This window comes from Nocardia sp. NPDC056100 (genome assembly GCF_042266325.1).
In the GTDB taxonomy this organism is placed as follows: domain Bacteria; phylum Actinomycetota; class Actinomycetes; order Mycobacteriales; family Mycobacteriaceae; genus Nocardia.
Genome location: NZ_JBHJVY010000003.1, coordinates 1652827 through 1668500, shown reverse-complemented (window position 1 = coordinate 1668500; position 15674 = coordinate 1652827). Strand labels below are relative to the sequence as shown.

15 protein-coding genes are annotated in these 15674 nt (G+C 68.1%); 4 read left to right on the top strand and 11 right to left on the bottom strand.

What is annotated here, in order from left to right:
• Positions 1 to 11: 11 nt before the first annotated feature.
• Positions 12 to 905 (bottom strand): 4-hydroxy-tetrahydrodipicolinate synthase, encoded by an 894-nt coding sequence (gene dapA, locus ACFC0O_RS29375; RefSeq protein WP_375963278.1) that lies wholly within the window; start codon positions 903 to 905, stop codon positions 12 to 14.
• 70 nt (positions 906 to 975) lie between these two features.
• Here dapA and ACFC0O_RS29370 point away from each other — a divergent pair, with 70 nt between their 5' ends.
• A complete protein-coding gene (locus tag ACFC0O_RS29370; RefSeq protein ID WP_375963275.1) occupies positions 976 to 1962 on the top strand; it encodes a LysR family transcriptional regulator in 987 nt (328 codons plus the stop codon).
• Positions 1963 to 1996: 34 nt separating this feature from the next.
• Here ACFC0O_RS29370 and ACFC0O_RS29365 read toward each other — a convergent pair whose 3' ends face one another.
• Both ACFC0O_RS29365 and ACFC0O_RS29360 read right to left on the bottom strand, forming a co-directional pair.
• The gene (locus ACFC0O_RS29365) at positions 1997 to 3076 is read right to left on the bottom strand and encodes an amidohydrolase family protein (RefSeq protein ID WP_375963272.1); all 1080 of its coding nucleotides are present in this window, start codon (positions 3074 to 3076) and stop codon (positions 1997 to 1999) included.
• Positions 3077 to 3131: 55 nt separating this feature from the next.
• Positions 3132 to 4565 carry an NAD(P)H-hydrate dehydratase gene (locus tag ACFC0O_RS29360; RefSeq protein WP_375963929.1) on the bottom strand — a complete coding sequence of 478 codons (1434 nt, stop codon included), beginning with the start codon at positions 4563 to 4565 and terminating at the stop codon, positions 3132 to 3134.
• 184 nt (positions 4566 to 4749) lie between these two features.
• Here ACFC0O_RS29360 and ACFC0O_RS29355 point away from each other — a divergent pair, with 184 nt between their 5' ends.
• On the top strand, positions 4750 to 5169 hold the full coding sequence (locus ACFC0O_RS29355; RefSeq protein WP_375963269.1) for a cupredoxin family copper-binding protein: 420 nt from the start codon (positions 4750 to 4752) through the stop codon (positions 5167 to 5169).
• 56 nt (positions 5170 to 5225) lie between these two features.
• Here ACFC0O_RS29355 and glmS read toward each other — a convergent pair whose 3' ends face one another.
• Positions 5226 to 7094 (bottom strand): glutamine--fructose-6-phosphate transaminase (isomerizing), encoded by a 1869-nt coding sequence (glmS, locus tag ACFC0O_RS29350; RefSeq protein ID WP_375963267.1) that lies wholly within the window; start codon positions 7092 to 7094, stop codon positions 5226 to 5228.
• 101 nt (positions 7095 to 7195) lie between these two features.
• Between glmS and ACFC0O_RS29345 the strand changes: the two genes are divergently transcribed.
• Positions 7196 to 8059, top strand: a complete 864-nt coding sequence (locus tag ACFC0O_RS29345; protein WP_375963265.1) for a dienelactone hydrolase family protein — start codon at positions 7196 to 7198, stop codon at positions 8057 to 8059.
• A gap of 146 nt (positions 8060 to 8205) precedes the next feature.
• Here the strand turns inward: ACFC0O_RS29345 and ACFC0O_RS29340 are convergent, their stop codons facing one another.
• The 4 genes from ACFC0O_RS29340 to ACFC0O_RS29325 form a co-directional block, all read right to left on the bottom strand.
• Positions 8206 to 10173, bottom strand: a complete 1968-nt coding sequence (locus ACFC0O_RS29340) for a hypothetical protein (RefSeq protein WP_375963262.1) — start codon at positions 10171 to 10173, stop codon at positions 8206 to 8208.
• Positions 10170 to 10484, bottom strand: a complete 315-nt coding sequence (locus ACFC0O_RS29335) for a hypothetical protein (protein WP_375963259.1) — start codon at positions 10482 to 10484, stop codon at positions 10170 to 10172. Before ACFC0O_RS29335 ends, ACFC0O_RS29340 begins: the two co-directional genes overlap by 4 nt.
• Before the next feature lie 31 nt (positions 10485 to 10515).
• A complete protein-coding gene (locus ACFC0O_RS29330) occupies positions 10516 to 10824 on the bottom strand; it encodes a DUF6802 family protein (protein ID WP_364640684.1) in 309 nt (102 codons plus the stop codon).
• 122 nt (positions 10825 to 10946) lie between these two features.
• The gene (locus tag ACFC0O_RS29325) at positions 10947 to 11141 is read right to left on the bottom strand and encodes a PspC domain-containing protein (protein WP_364640687.1); all 195 of its coding nucleotides are present in this window, start codon (positions 11139 to 11141) and stop codon (positions 10947 to 10949) included.
• A gap of 116 nt (positions 11142 to 11257) precedes the next feature.
• Here ACFC0O_RS29325 and ACFC0O_RS29320 point away from each other — a divergent pair, with 116 nt between their 5' ends.
• Positions 11258 to 12898 (top strand): ABC-F family ATP-binding cassette domain-containing protein, encoded by a 1641-nt coding sequence (locus tag ACFC0O_RS29320; protein WP_375963255.1) that lies wholly within the window; start codon positions 11258 to 11260, stop codon positions 12896 to 12898.
• A gap of 83 nt (positions 12899 to 12981) precedes the next feature.
• Here the strand turns inward: ACFC0O_RS29320 and glmM are convergent, their stop codons facing one another.
• The 3 genes from glmM to rplM all read right to left on the bottom strand — a co-directional run bounded on the left by glmM (position 12982) and on the right by rplM (position 15461).
• Positions 12982 to 14349: a phosphoglucosamine mutase gene (glmM, locus tag ACFC0O_RS29315; RefSeq protein ID WP_375963252.1), complete on the bottom strand. Its 1368-nt coding sequence runs from the start codon at positions 14347 to 14349 to the stop codon at positions 12982 to 12984.
• Positions 14350 to 14508: 159 nt separating this feature from the next.
• On the bottom strand, positions 14509 to 15021 hold the full coding sequence (rpsI, locus tag ACFC0O_RS29310) for a 30S ribosomal protein S9 (protein ID WP_364640696.1): 513 nt from the start codon (positions 15019 to 15021) through the stop codon (positions 14509 to 14511).
• Positions 15018 to 15461, bottom strand: a complete 444-nt coding sequence (gene rplM, locus ACFC0O_RS29305; RefSeq protein ID WP_364640699.1) for a 50S ribosomal protein L13 — start codon at positions 15459 to 15461, stop codon at positions 15018 to 15020. The genes rpsI and rplM overlap by 4 nt, the downstream gene beginning before the upstream one ends.
• Between the last annotated feature and the right edge of the window lie 213 nt (positions 15462 to 15674).

Sequence of the window (15674 nt, the reverse complement as noted above, 5' to 3'; positions counted from 1 at the left end):
GGGCGCGGCGCTCAGATCGCGTGCGGGGCGTAGGTGGACTCGAGTGCGGTGAGGGCGGCGGCGACGGCGGTATCGCCTGCGGGGAGCAGCGGGAGGCGGACGGCGGGGGTGGGGATGCGGCCCTGGGCGGCCAGCACTCCTTTGAGGACAGTGGGATTGGGTTCGGCGAAGAGGGCGGAGGCGAGCGGGGCCAGGGTGTTGCCGATGCGACGGGCGCGGTCGAGGGGGCCGGTGCGCCAGGCCGAGACCAGTTCGGCGTAGGCGGCGGGGGCGATATTCGCGCAGGCCAGAATGGCTCCGGTGGCGCCGAGGGCGAGCAGGGGCGCGGCGTACAGGTCGTCACCGGCCAGCACCGCGGTGTCATCGGCGGCCCGGCTCATGAAGGCGATGGTCTCGTCGTCGATACCGCCCGCGGTGTATTTGAAGCCCGCGACATTCGGCAATTCGGCCAGGCGGCACAGGGTTTCGGCGCTCAGGGTGCGGCCGGTGCGGTACGGGATGTGGTAGATCACCAGCGGGACCGGACTGGCGGCGGCGAGCTGCCGGAAGTGTTCCAGCACACCGGCTTCGGAGGGGCGCAGGTAGTACGGCACCACGGTGAGGGCGGCGGTGACCCGCAGGTCGAGTTCGGCGAGCGCGCGCGTCGAGGTCGCGGTGACATTCGATCCGGCGGCGGCGATGAGCGGAACCTGGCGTTCGGCGCAGACATTCGCGCAGATGTCCAGGACGCGGCGGCGCTCGTCCTCGGTGAGCAGATCGGGTTCCCCGGTGGTGCCGAGTGCGACGATTCCGGTCGCCCCCGCGTCGAGGACCTCGTGCGCGAGCCCCTCCAGCGCGGTCGCGGCCACGGCTCCGGTGGCGGTGAACGGGGTGACAAGCGGCACGAACAACCCGGTGAGTGTCATGCCATCAGCCTGGTCGCGCTGGACCGTCACGTCCATTTCATGTTTCTGCCGCCGAGCATAAGCTGTACTGATGCTGGATCTACGTCGCCTGCGCCTGCTGCGCGAACTCGCGCACCGCAAAACCATCGCGGCCGTCGCGGAGGCGCTGTCCTACACCCCCTCCGCGGTCTCGCAACAGCTCACGGCGCTGGAGCGGGAAACCGGGGTGCCACTGCTGGAACGCACCGGCCGCAGCGTCACCCTCACCCCCGCCGCCCTGCGCCTGGTCGAGCACACCGAAACCATTCTGGCCACGGTCACCCAGGCGACGGCCGAATTGGCTACGGCCCGAACCGAACTCACCGGAACCCTGCGCATCGGCGCCTTCCCCACCGCCGTCCGCACCATCCTGTCCCCCGCCCTGGTGACCCTCAGCCGCGCCCACCCACACCTGGAACTGCTTGTCACAGAACTGGATCCGGCCGCCGCCCCCGCCGCCCTGCGCGCCGAAACCCTGGATATCGCCCTGGTCCAGGAATACGACTACGTCCCGATGGATCCCGAACCCGGCCTCGACACCGAACCGCTGCTCACCGAAACCGTCCACCTGGCCGTACCCAGACCCCCGACGAGTCCGGAACCCGCCACGCCCGAACCTCTTGCCGCATCCGAAGTCGTTGCGGTGTCCGAGAAACCTGTCGCGTCCGAGCCCCTTGCCACGGCCGAATCGCCAGTCGACTCCGAAGCTCTTGTCGCGCAGCGTGATTCCTCGTGGATTGCCAGCACTCCGGGCACGCTCTGCCACGCCATGACGGTTCGGGCCTGCCGCGCGGCCGGATTCACCCCGCGCATCCGTCATCACGCCGATGATTTCGGCGCGGTGCTGGCGCTGGTCGCCGCCGGTCAGGGCGTGGCGCTGGTACCGGATCTGGGCTTGTCATTCGTCCCGCCCGGCATCGTCCTCACGCCCCTGCCGACGCACCGCCGCACCCGCCTGGCCTACCGGCGCGGCGCGGCGGATCACCCCATCGTCGCGGCTGGGCGAGCGGCCATGCACCTGGCCGTTCAATCCGTGTGAGCGCGGGCGCGGTGCACGCACGGCACTCGATCGGTCAGCGAGCATCGGCAACCGGGTGTTCGACACCGCCGCACCAGATTCCGCGGATCGCGCGGGTCGCGCGGATGTCGGCGATCGGGTCGCCGTCGAGCAGCACCAGGTCGGCGCGCATACCCGGGGCGATGATGCCGCGATCGGTAAGCCCGAAGTGCCGGGCGGGCAGGGTAGTAGCCGCGTTTAGCGCGTCGATGGTCGAAAGACCGGCGCGCACAAGCAATTCCAGCTCGTGATGCAGGCTCTGCCCGGGTTCCGGATGGAAAGGCACGCCCGGCGTGCGGTTGGCGTCAGTACCCGCGAGGATCGGAACCCCGGCCGCGTGCAGCGCGCCGACGCTGGTCAGCGCAGCGGCGAAAGCGGGTGCGACGCCGAACAATTCGGCACAGCCCTCCATCATGGTCAGGGTCGGGACCACGATGTGCCCTCCTGCCGCCATCCGCTCGATCTCACCGTCGGACAGCACCGCGCCCATCGGGATGTGGGTGAGGATATCGACCCCGCAGTCCACCGCCAGCGTGTATGCGCCGGGAGTCGAGGTGTGCGCGATCACCAGCAGGTTCCGCGCATGCGCTTCGGCCACAACGGCTTTCGTGCTTTGAGCGTCCGGCCCGCCCTCACCCGGGGCCTCCAGAATCAGCTTGATGTAGTCCGAGCCCTCGGCAACGCGCTGCGCCACCATCGCCTCTGCATCCTCCGGACTGCGAATAACCGCGAGGTCGGCAACACCGGGCACCTGCGCGTGCACACCGGCGGATCCGATGATCGGCACACCCGCGCTGCGCAACGTCGCCGCACCGGTCTGTGCGCGCAGTGCGGCAATCAGCTCGGACTGGAGCGAGCCCATTTCGAGTCCGGTCGTAACACCGTGCGCTGCCAGCTGATTGAGCACATTCAGTTCGTCCAGGTGCACATGCGCGTCGATGAATCCGGGCACGAGCACAGCGCCGTCGGCATCGACTACCTCCGCCCCCGTGGCATCAACGCCGATTACCGAGCCGTCGATCACCACCGTGGCTGGTGCCCCGACCTTCGTACCATCGAAAACCCGGACATTACGCAGCGCGATCCTGTGATTCACATTCCCTCCCATGCGCCAAACCTAGAACGCGTTTCAGCAATGGGCAATCAGAAGATCAGCGGCCGGACAGCTCGCGCAGGGTGCCGATGGCCGCGCGGATGTGGTGCAGCAGCGGGGATGCCGAGATTGGAGCGCCCGCAACGGTGTTCGCGTGTGCGGCGAGATTAGCGGCGAGAGCGTGGACTCGCGCAGCCGCGGCGGCGGACCAGGTGGGGTCGTGGCCCGAGGCCAGCAGGGCGGCGATGACGCCGGAGAGGATATCGCCCGCACCAGCGGTGGCTGCCCAGGAACCGCCCGCCTCATTGACCAGCACGGGATGGCCGGGGGTGGCGATCAGGGTGGCTCGACCCTTGAGCAGGACCGTCACCTGCCATGAGTCGGAGAGTTTGCGAACCGCGGCTACTCGGTCGGGGGCGGGGTCGGAGCCGGTGAGGCGGGCGAATTCACCCGCGTGCGGGGTGAGGACGGTGGGTGCGCGGCGTGCGCTCAGCAGGCCGGGATCGGCGGCGAGCAGGGTGAGCCCGTCGGCGTCCACCACGACGGGCAGATCGGTGGCGAGGATTTCGGCTAAGCGGTCGCGGGCATCGGAATCGGTGCCCGCGCCGGGGCCGAAGACCCAGGACTGGACTCGGCCGGTTTCCGAAATAGAAGGCGCGGCAACGACTTCCGGGAAGTGTTCGAGCACCTGCGGCGAGCCGGTTCCGGCGTAGCGGACCATGCCGGAGGTGGCGGCCACCGCGCCGCCGGTGCACAGGATTGCAGCTCCCGGGTATTTGGCGCTGCCCGCGCAGACGCCCGTGACGCCCTGGGTGTATTTGTCATCGGTGGCGTGCGGGACCGGCCAGGACGTTCCGATCGACTCCGGTTCCAGCGCTGCGAGATTCGGATCGGGGAGTCGTAACCCGATGGGCACCAGTTCGATTCGACCGCAGTAGGGAGCCGCGAGCGCGTGTACTGGCTTGTACGCCCCGAAAGCCACCGTGACGGCGGCTCGGACGGCAGGACCCGCGACGACGCCGGTATCGGCATCCACGCCACTGGGAAGATCCGCCGCGATGATCGGAACATCGACTCCCGAAACAAGTTTCGCGGCTTCCGGCCGGAGCGGACCGCGCCCGGAGATACCGACGATTCCGTCGATGACAAGAGCGGGCGTTCCGATATCGGAGCGAATCCGCCCGCCCGCCTTCCGCAGCGCGGCGAGCCCCGCCGCGTGCGCCCGTTCCGGCGAGAGCAGTACCGCGTCCACCGCGACGCCTCGCCGCCGCAGGAATGACCCGGCCCACAGCGCATCCCCGCCATTGTCACCGGATCCGACGAGCAGCGTCACCGTCCGTCCGGCCACTCCCCCGGTCCGTTCGCGCAATTCCCGCACCACCACCTCGGCGAGCCCGAAAGCCGCGCGGCGCATGGGCATTCCCTCCGGCACGCGAGTGAACAGCTCCGCTTCCGCGGCTCGCACCTCATCGGCCGTGTAGTACCCGCGCAGTGCCGGACCGGTCATCGTTCGCCTCCCGCAGCCGAGATTCGCGGGCTAGCCCCGCCTGCCTACGACGTACGCAGACTACGCCGGACCGGAGAACGACAGCACGACCCGCCGGGCGGTTCGGTCATTTCCGGGCGGGCGACCACCTGCGAATTGCCCGCAAATCGTGGCGGTTACGCTGGCTGGCATGCCTATCCGCCGCCCCTCGCCCGCCCGTGTGCTGCTGCTCGTGACCGTCGTCGCGGGGGCGCTGATCGCGAGCGGCTGCGGTTCGGATTCCCCGAAGTCGGCGACGGCCACGACGACGGTGGCCACCAGTTCCGCCGCCGCACCGTCCGGTCCGCGTCAGCCCGCCGATGTGACGGTGAATGTCGCGGATATGAAGTTCTCCCCCGCCGCCCTCACCGTCAAAGCGGGCGACAAGGTCACCTGGAAGTTCGATGACAAGGCCCCGCACGCGGTGCAGGGCATCGGCGATATCGCGCTCGGCATCAACAGCCCGATCATTCGCAAGGGCGAGTGGAGCTTCACCTTCACCACGCCCGGCACCTACCGCTACCTGTGCCCGCTGCATCCGGATATGAAGGGCACGGTCACCGTCGAATAGAAGACGAACCCTCCTGGCTTTCAGGGGCTTACGCCCCTGAAACCCCTGGACTCGAGCTATTCGACGGTGACGGACTTGGCGAGATTGCGGGGCTTGTCCACGTCGTAGCCACGCGCCTGCGCCACCTCGGCGGCGAAGATCTGAAGCGGCACCGTCGCCAGCAGAGGCTGGAAAAGGGTTGGGGCCGCCGGGATTTCGATGAGATGGTCGGCGAAGGGACGCACGGTGTCGTCACCCTCCTCGGCGATCACGATGGTGCGCGCGCCGCGGGCCTGGATCTCGCGGATATTGCTCAACAGCTTGGAGTGCAGCACCGCACGACTCTTCGGGGACGGCATGACCACGAAGACGGGCAGACCCTCTTCGATCAGCGCGATGGGCCCGTGCTTGAGTTCGCCCGCCGCGAAGCCCTCGGCGTGGATGTACGCCAGTTCCTTGAGCTTCAGCGCGCCCTCCAGGGCGACCGGGTAGCCGACGTGGCGGCCCAGGAACAGCACGGTTTCCACATGCGCGAGTTCACGGGCCAGGGCACGGATCTGATCACCCGATTCCAGTACGCGCGCCACGAGTTTCGGCATGGCTTCGAGTTCGGCGAATTCGCGCGCCACCTCATCCGGGTACTTGGTGCCGCGAGCCTGCGCCAGCGCCAGGCCGACCAGGTAGTTGGCGGTGATCTGCGCCAGGAACGCCTTGGTGGAGGCGACGCCGATCTCCGGTCCGGTGCGGGTGTAGAGCACGGCGTCGGATTCGCGGGGGATCTGCGCGCCATTGGTGTTGCAGATGGCCAGGACTCGCGCCTTCTGATCCTTGGCGTGCCGGACCGCTTCGAGCGTGTCGGCGGTCTCCCCGGATTGGGAGATGGCGACCACCAGGGTGGAGCGGTCCAGCACCGGGTCGCGGTAGCGGAATTCGCTGGCCAGCTCGACCTCGACGGGCAGCCGGGTCCAGTGTTCGATGGCGTATTTGGCGAGCAGGCCCGCGTGATACGAACTGCCGCAGGCGACTACGAACACCTTGTCGAATTCGCGCAGTTCCTGATCGGCGAGGCGCTGTTCGTCGAGCACGATGCGGCCGTCGAGGAAATGCCCGATGAGCGTGTCGGCGACACCCGCGGGCTGTTCCTCGATTTCCTTGAGCATGAAGTAGTCGTGGCCGCCTTTCTCGGCGGCGGCCAGATCCCAGTCGATGGTGAAGGGGCGGGTGCGCACGCCTTCGGTCGAGCCGTTGAAATCGGTGACGGTGTACGAGTCGGCGGTGATGACGACGGCCTGATCCTGGCCGAGCTCAACGGCTTCCCGGGTGTGTTCGATGAACGCGGTCACATCCGAGGCCAGGAACATCTCGCCCTGACCGACCCCGACCACCAGCGGGGTGGAGCGGCGAGCTGCCACGATCGTGCCGGGATGGTCGGCGTGTGTGAAGAGCAGCGTGAACGCGCCTTCGAGGCGGCGCACCACCGCGAGCGCGGAGCCGACGAAATCCCCGGCGGTATCGCCCGCGGCGTACGCGCGCGCCACCAGGTGCACGGCGACCTCGGTATCGGTATCGCTGCCGAGTTCGATTCCGGCGTCCTCGAGTTCGCGGCGCAGTGGCGCGAAGTTCTCGATGATGCCGTTGTGCACCACCGCGACCCGCGCGGTCGCATCCCGATGCGGGTGCGCGTTGCGATCGGTCGGCGCGCCGTGTGTGGCCCAGCGGGTGTGGCCCATACCGGTGGTGCCGACGAATCCGTCGATTCCGGTTTCGGCGAGTTCCGCCTCGAGATTGGCCAGGCGACCGGCCTTACGTTCGACGGCGAGCCCGCCCAGGCCGTCGAGAATGGCGACTCCGGCGGAGTCGTAGCCGCGATATTCCATGCGGCGCAACGCGTCAACCACCACGCCGAGGGCATCCCTGTACCCGACGTACCCCACGATTCCGCACATGGGGGCTCAGCCTACCGAGGCCGGGGCGGTGTGCGAATCCGGATGCGCGCGGGACCGGGCGAAACGCCCCAAGCACGCGACGATCGGATAAGTTCACTCTCGTGTCGGCGTCTGTGAAATCGCTTCTGAGCACCTTGACCGCCCGCGGCCCGCATGCGGTGCTGCGCGGCAACCTCGGCATAGCCGGGCAACCGGGCGTGGTCTACACGCCCGAGAAGGGGCTCAACCTACCCGCGGTGGCATTCGGGCACGGCTGGCTGGCCGGGGCGGCGAACTATCGGCGACTGCTGGAACATCTGGCGTCGTGGGGTTACGTCGCGGCCGCCCCGGATACCGAGCGCGGCCCGATTCCCTCGCATCTGAACCTGGCGACGGATCTGGTAACCACCCTGGACATCTGCACGGGTGTGCGGCTGGGTTCGGGCGATATCAGCGTGCATCCGGACAAGCTCGCCCTCGCCGGGCACGGTATGGGCGCGGGCGCGGCCATCATCGCGGCCTCGCAGCGCGAGGTGTCCGCGGTGGCGGCCCTCTATCCCTCCCCCACCGCCCCCTCCGGCGAGTCCCTCGCCCCCGGAATCGATGCTCCCGCACTGATCCTGGCGGGCGCCGAGGACATCGACGCGGTCAGCTCCAACGCCATCCCCCTCGGCCTGGCCTGGGGCGGCCCCGCCACCCTGCGCTCCCTGGACCGCGCCACCCACAACGGCATGGTCGAGGGCCGCCGCGCCCTCGCCGCCCTCGGCGCGGGCAAGCACGAACCCAAAACCGAACGCCTCACCCGAGCCCTCCTGGTCGGCTTCCTCAACTACACCCTCCTCGGCGACAAGAAATACAAACCCTTCGCCGACCCCGAAGCCGTCATCCCCCACACCCAGATCGTCGACCCCGAAGCCGTCGAGGAAGAACCCGCCGAGCCACAAAAACTCCCCATCCTCCAACTGGTCCAGGCCCTGCGCAAGTAGCTTCGGAGGGCCCACCCGGCGGACGCACAGGCGGGCGCAAGCGCGGCGGCCCCGGCTGAGTAGTGGCATGCATGGCACGTCCGAAACTGCTGTGCGGGAACCCTCTTCGTCATCCCGGTTGGCGTATGAACCTTCTGGGCGCGGCACTAGTCGGCTACGTCTGGGGGAATCTCCGGGATCTCCAGGCCGGAGTCGGGGATTTCGACGGCGGTGTCGCCGTGGTCGTCGAGGGGTGGGTTGCTGTCCGGCGCAGGGTTTTCCGGAGTCGGGGCGGGCGAGCTGTTGCCGGGAGCCTGGGGATCGATCGGCGGTGTGGCGACTCCGTCCGGTGGAGGTGAGGCCGCGTCGGCGGTTTCGGGCGGGATCTTGCCTATTTCCGGCGAGTCGCCGTTGAGTGGCTTGCACTCGCGCTGCGGGAGTGAGTCATCGCAGTCCGGCGGGGGCTGTGGCGAAGTCGTGTCATCGCTACGGGGCGGGCATCCGGGCCGCGAGTCTGCGCCATTGAGGTTCGGCTGGTCGAGGCACTCCGGATGAGGTGGCTGACATCCTTCGTGCGGTGCTTGGGTTTTGGTGTCCGGTGCGGTCGGGCAGACCTGGATCTGGGGAGGGCATTGGCCCTCGGGGTTCGGGGCGGGTGCCGGATTGTTCGGGGCGGGGTGTGTTTTGTCCGGCGGAGCGGCGTTTTCGGCCGTTCCGCAGTCCGGGTTCGTATCGGGTTGGGGTGTTGCGTGTTTCGGCGGGGCGGCTGGATCGGCAGCCGGGTGGTTTGGCTGACCACCTGTTGAATTGTCCTGACCGTTCGGGTCCGGATTGTTCGGGTCCGGGGTGGACGGGTCACCGGGGGTGGTCGAGGGGTGGAGGAGATCGGTCAGGGTGCTGAGGTCCAGGCCGGAGATCAGGGATTTGATGAGGTCGGTCAGGGCCGTGAGGGGGCTGGCTGATGGATCCGGGTGGTTGCCTTGGCCGGTGCGGTCGGGAGACGCGGTGGGTTCGCTCGCGGTGGCGGGATTGGAGCGGGTGGGGGCCGCGGTACCCGGCGAGGTGGGGACCGACTGGGCGGGCGGGATGCTTTCGGGTGCAGCGTTATTGGGGATCGGTTGGGGCTGCGCCGCACCTTCGGGGATAGGAGCTGATTGGGGCCGGGTCGCACCGTCCGGGGGCTGCTGCGGGCTCGCGTTCTGCGACGTCTCCGGGTGAAGTGGTGACTGCAATTGGGCTGGGATCGGCTGAGCGGCGGTGGGGGAAGGCTCGGTGCCCACCGTCGCGGAAGGTGAGGTGCCCACTGTCTCGGGTGCCATCCCTGCGGTGGCGGTGGGGGCGGTGCCCACCATCGCAGGAGGTACGGAGCCTGCTGCGGCGGGAGGCGGGACCGAGTGATGTGGTTGGGAGGGAACGGGTTCCGGAGACGGGGTGGGCGGGGTGAGGGCGGCGGGATGTGGGTAGGGGAGGTCGAGGACTTGGGTGAGGGCGCTTATGGCGGTGGCGTAGTGGGATTCGAAGGTGGCGGCGGTGGATTGGCATGCGGCGGTGAAGGTGTCGAGTTTGTGCTCGATATCGGGTTTGAAGGTGGTGGTGAGCCAGTAGGTGGCGTTATCGGCTATCAGGGTGTCGACGTCTTCGGGGGATTTGCCGTCTATCGCGAGTTTCCCTGTGCCACTCGGTGAGTGATCGAGGAGGGCGAGGGTGGACTCGGCCTTGGTGAGGACCGCTTGACGAAGGGGCTCGATGAGGTCGGCGAGAGCGGCGGCGGCCGTATTTGCGGCGTCGAGATCTGTTCTGGCTCGGCGCAAGTGGGCGATGAGGGTGGTTTGCGCCTCGGCGCCGGCGGGGCCGGTCCACAGGGTGGGGAGCGATTGGGCGGCTGTCCATTGCGCCGACCATTGGGATTCGGCCTCGGCCAGCGCCTTCGCCAATTCGGTGGCGGCGGTGTCGAATTGGGGCAGGTTCGCGCCGCGCTGTTCGTCGTAGGCGGCTTGCAGGGCCGGGAGCGAGGCGTCGCGGTGGGCATCGAAGGCTTTGGCGTATCTGGGCAGGAATTGTTCCCAGTACTCCAGGCCCGGCGCGCCGTAGTCGAGGATTTGGTCTGCCGATTTGCCGGTGGCGTCGAAGCTCACGGGTGCACCGCCGTGAGTTGGGCGGCGCGCTCGCGATCCATGCGGTCGTATTCGGTTGCGGCATGGTCGAATACATCGGCGATGGCGCCCGTGGCGGTGCTCCAGTGCGCCAGGCAGGCCGCAATGCGCTCGAGACCCGCGTGGATGGCCGCGCCCTGCGCCGCGTAGTCGCGGCCCGCGTGGTCGGGGCCGAGGGGGTGTTCGGTAATGCGCCGGGATTGCCGCCCCAGCGTTTCGGCGCTGCCGCGCAATGCGGTGACGGTGGTGCGCAGGGCGTCGAGATCTACTCCGAGCGCGTTGAATCCAGGCATCGATCCCCCCTCGTCGAACCCCCCGGTTCGGTTATTTGCCCAGGCGGCCTTCGTCTGTGCGGACCCACTCGCTACTGCCGTCCGGGTGGTGGTGGAACTCCCAGGCGGAGTAGTCACCCCCGCTGTCCACGACGGTGACATGGTCGGCGTAACCGTCGTGATCCAGATCAGTCCACACATGCATGGCGTGATCGCTGGTGGTGGTCACGGTGTCGAGTAGGCCGTCGCCGTCGATATCCTGCGTGGGATGTTGTAGTTCGACGGCGCCGAGCGCACCGAGTTCGGTGTGCGAGTCGAAATTCGGCAGGTCAAGCCCCGGCAGATCACCCGATGTGACCATATGCGCTCCTCCGCGATGACGTGGTTACCATCCTGTCATCCGCGCAACACCCACGCAGCAGCTTCATACCGATTGTGGATAACTCTCAGCTGTGCACAACTCGCCCACGCGCGAAACACGCGTCAGCGCTTCGGAATCACCACCCACAGAATCAGGTACAGCACGAACTGCGGTCCGGGCAGCAGGCAGGACAGTACGAACAGGAACCGAACGAGTCCGGCGCTGATACCGAAGTATTCGGCGAGCCCGCCGCAGACTCCGGCAATCCACTTGTCCTGGCTGGAACGGGTAAGACGCTTGGTGGTCTGAGTAGTCATACCTCCACTTTCCTTGTCGCGACCCGGCCCGGCATCGGTCCCATGACCCATTCCGACCCTGAACTTCAGTAGGCCCGGAGTCAGGGTGCAACCCCGAACAGGGCACAATTGCGCAGGTGAGCACCACTCTGCATGCGCGCGGACTCGCTGCCGGACACGGCGAACGCACCCTCTTCGAAGACCTCGATCTCGTGCTGGCCCCCGGCGATGTGATCGGCCTGGTCGGGGTGAACGGCGCCGGAAAGTCCACCCTGCTGCGCATGCTCGCCGACGGGCGCGCCCCCGAGGGCGAGATCACCCTCAGCCCGCCCGACGCCACCGTCGGCTATCTGGCTCAGGAACCCGAACGCGTCGAAGGTGAGACGGTGCTGGAATTCCTGCGCCGCCGCACCGGCGTCGGCGAAGCCCAGCGCACCATGGACGAGGCCGCCGAACGCCTGGCCGACGGCGGTGAGGACGAGTTCTCCCCCGCGCTGGAGCGCTGGCTGGCCCTGGGCGGCGCGGATCTGGAACAGCGCGCCGATGAGATCGCCGCCGATCTCGGCCTGAGCGAGAGCCTCCCGCACGGCCTGGACACCCCCATGACGGTGCTGTCCGGCGGTCAGGCCGCCCGCGCCGGTCTGGCCTCGGTCCTGTTGTCCCGCTTCGACATTCTGCTGCTCGACGAGCCGACCAACGATCTCGATCTGAGCGGCCTGGACCGCCTGGAGCAGTTCGTCACCGGCGTCCGCGAGCCGCTCATGGTGATCAGCCACGACCGAGAGTTCTTGGCCCGCACCGTGAATCGCATCGTGGAACTGGATCTGGCGCAGCAGCAGGTTGGCGTCTACGACGGCGGCTACGAGTCCTATCTGGAGGAACGCGATATCGCCCGCAGGCACGCCCGCGAGGCGTACGACGAGTTCGCCGATACCAAGGCCGGACTCGAGGCACGCGCTGTCATGCAACGCAATTGGATGGAACACGGCGTCCGCAACGCCCGCCGCAAGGGCAAGAACGACTCCGACAAGATGGGCCGCAAAACCCGCGCCGAATCGACCGAGAAGCAGGCGTCGAAGGTCAAGCAGACGATCAAGCGCATCGAACGCCTGGACGCGGTGGAGGAGCCGCGCAAGGAATGGGAACTGCGCATGATCATCGCCGCCGCCCCGCGCAGCGGCACGGTGGTGGCCACGCTGTCGCACGCCACCGTCACCCGCGGCGATTTCACCCTCGGCCCGATCACCCTCCAGGTCGACTACGGCGACCGCATCGTCCTCACCGGAGCCAATGGCGCGGGCAAGTCCACCCTGCTGTCCCTGCTGCTCGGAAAGACCAAGCCGGACACCGGATCCGCGCACCTGGGCTCCGGCGTCGCCATCGGCGAGGTGGATCAGGCCCGCGGCCTGTTCCGCGGCACCGACACCCTCGCGGACACCTTCAGCGCCGAGATCCCGGACTGGCCCGAAGCCGAAGTCCGCACCCTGCTGGCCAAATTCGGCCTGCGCGGTCCACATGTGCTGCGCCCCAACGACACCCTCTCCCCCGGCGAGCGCACCCGCGCCGCGCTGGCGCTGTTGCAGGCCCGGGGCGTCAACCTCCTGGTCCTGGACGAGCCCACCAACCACCTGGACCTGCCCGCCATCGAGCAGCTCGAGCAGGCCGTCGAATCCTTCACCGGCACAGTGCTACTGGTGACCCACGACCGCCGCATGCTCGACAATGTCCGAGCCACCCGCCGCTGGCACCTCGACGCGGGCAAGCTCACCGAGGAATAGCGACGGCGCGGCCGAATAGCGACAGCACAGCGCCCCTCGATCGAATGATCGAGGGGCGCTTACGTATTCGATCGGGTCGGCGTTCAGACAGCCGCGACGAGCTTGGCGAGATCGTCCGCGAGCCGCTGCGCCTGGGTCGGATCGGTGGCCTCCACCATGACCCGCACCAGCTGTTCGGTACCGCTGGGGCGCAACAGGATTCGCCCGGTGTCACCCAGCAGCCGCTCCCCCTCGGCGACCGCCTCCAGCACCTCCGGGGCGGAGGCGACGGCGGCCTTGTCCGAGACGTGCACGTTCACCAGCACCTGCGGCACCGTCCGCACGATGGACGCGAGATCGGCCAGGGTGCGGCCGGTTTCGGCCATCCGCGCCATGAGCTTGAGACCCGTGAGCACACCGTCGCCGGTGGTGCCGAACTGCGGCAGCACCACGTGCCCGGACTGCTCGCCGCCGAGATTGAGCCCGCTGCGGCGCAACTCCTCCAGCACGTAGCGGTCGCCGACGGCGGTGGTGCGCATGGCGATTCCCGCATCGCGCATGGCGATATGCAGCCCGAGATTGCTCATGACGGTCGCGACGAGCGTGTTCTCGGCCAGCTCACCGGAGTCCCGCATGGCCAGCGCGATAATGGCCATGATGGCATCGCCGTCGACCACATTGCCCTGTGCGTCCACCGCGAGGCAGCGATCGGCGTCGCCGTCCAGCGCCAGTCCCAGATCGCCGCCGTGCTCGCGCACCGCGCGCTGAATCTGCTCCAGATGCGTTGAGCCGCAACCGTCATTGATATTCAAGCCATCGGGATCGGCGTTGATGGCGATAACCGTCGCACCCGCCTCGCGCAGCGCCGCAGGGCCGACCTCAGAGGCCGCGCCGTGCGCGCAGTCGACCACCACGGTGAGTCCGCTCAGGTCGCGCCCGGTGGCTTCCACCAGGTGTTCCACATAGCGTTCGTGGGTGCCTTCGAGGCTGTACTGATCGTGCGCGCCGAACAGCTGTCCGGGCTTGCCGAGCACGCGCCCGATGGCCCCGCCGGTCGGGCGGTGGAAGCCGCCTTCGGCGATGAGGGCTTCGATGCGGTCCTCGATGGCGTCGTCGAGCTTGTGCCCGCCCGCCGCGAAGATCTTGATGCCGTTATCCGGCATGGGGTTGTGCGAGGCGGAGATCATCACGCCCAGGCAGGCGTCGAAGACGCCGGTCAGGTAGGCGACGGCGGGCGTCGGCAGCACGCCGACCGAGAGCACGTCCACGCCCGCGGAAGTCAGGCCGGCGGTGACGGCGGCTTCCAGCATTTCGCCGCTGGCGCGCGGATCACGGCCGACGACCGCCAGCGCACGCTTCTTGCCCCGGCTGAGCACCTGCGCGGCCGCACTCGACACGGCAAGCGCCAACTCGGGACTCAACGAGTCGTTGGCGAGCCCGCGGACTCCGTCGGTGCCGAACAAACGTCCCATAACCTCACCCCTGATAGGTCGATACAGCACGAGAGCAGGCGCCCGGTGCGACGGTCGAAAACCGTTGCGGGGAGCCTGCTCTCGTACAGGTTGCCGCGTAGACCGTACCGTGCCCGTCCACGAAAAGGGGCGGGCACGGTAGAGCCGTGCGACGAAAAATCAGCGCTTCGAGTACTGAGGCGCCTTACGGGCCTTCTTGAGGCCGTACTTCTTACGCTCGGTGGCACGCGGGTCACGAGTCAGGAAGCCGGCACGCTTGAGGGCGGGACGGTCGTCCGGGGTGACCTCGATCAGCGCACGGGCGATGGCCAGGCGCAGCGCGCCGGCCTGACCCGAGGGACCGCCACCGACCAGGCGAGCGAAGATGTCGAAGGACTCGACGCGCTCGACGGTCACCAGCGGCGACTTGACCAGCTGCTGGTGCACCTTGTTCGGGAAGTAGTTCTCGATGGTGCGGCCGTTCAGCACGAAGTTGCCGGTACCCGGCACCATGCGCACGCGAACGACGGCTTCCTTACGACGGCCGACGGTCTGGATCGGGCGATCGATGAGAACCGGCGCGAAGGTCTCCTCGGCGGTGTACTCGGCCTCGTAGCCGTCACCCTCCTCGACGACCTCGACGGTGGTGTCCTCGACGACGTAGTCGTCGTTGAATTCCTCAGGAGCGGTCACTGGGCAACCTGCTTGATCTCGAAGGGGATGGGCTGCTGAGCGGCATGCGGGTGGTTCGGGCCTGCGTAGACCTTCAGCTTGCCGCCGATGCTGTTACCCAGCTTGTTCTTCGGGATCATGCCCTTGACGGCGCGCTCGACCAGACGGTCGGGGCGGGTGTCCAGGATCTGGCCGACGGAGCGGGACTTGAGACCGCCCGGGTGCCCGGAGTGGGTGTGGATGAACTTGTTCTCACGCTTGTTGCCGGAGATGGCAACCTTGTCAGCGTTGATGATGATGACGAAGTCGCCACCATCGACGTTCGGCGCGTAGGTCGGCTTGGTCTTACCGCGCAGCAGGTTGGCCGCTGCGACGGAGAGACGGCCGAGCACTACGTCAGTGGCGTCGATGACGTACCACTTGCGGGTCACGTCACCCGCCTTCGGGCTGTACGTAGGCACAGTCGTTCCCTGTCTGTCGTATGTGGTGCCAGCCAGGCATGCGGTCGAGCGACCCCGGCGGCTGGTGGAGACCCGGGACTCGTGGGACGGCCAGGGAGAACCCGGGCTGTACCGAACGCCAACGGAGAACGATACCAGTGCGCTACCGCCGACCTGAAACCGGGCGATGTGCGATCGAGCGCACATCGCGGCGGCCGATGCTCAGATCTGGAC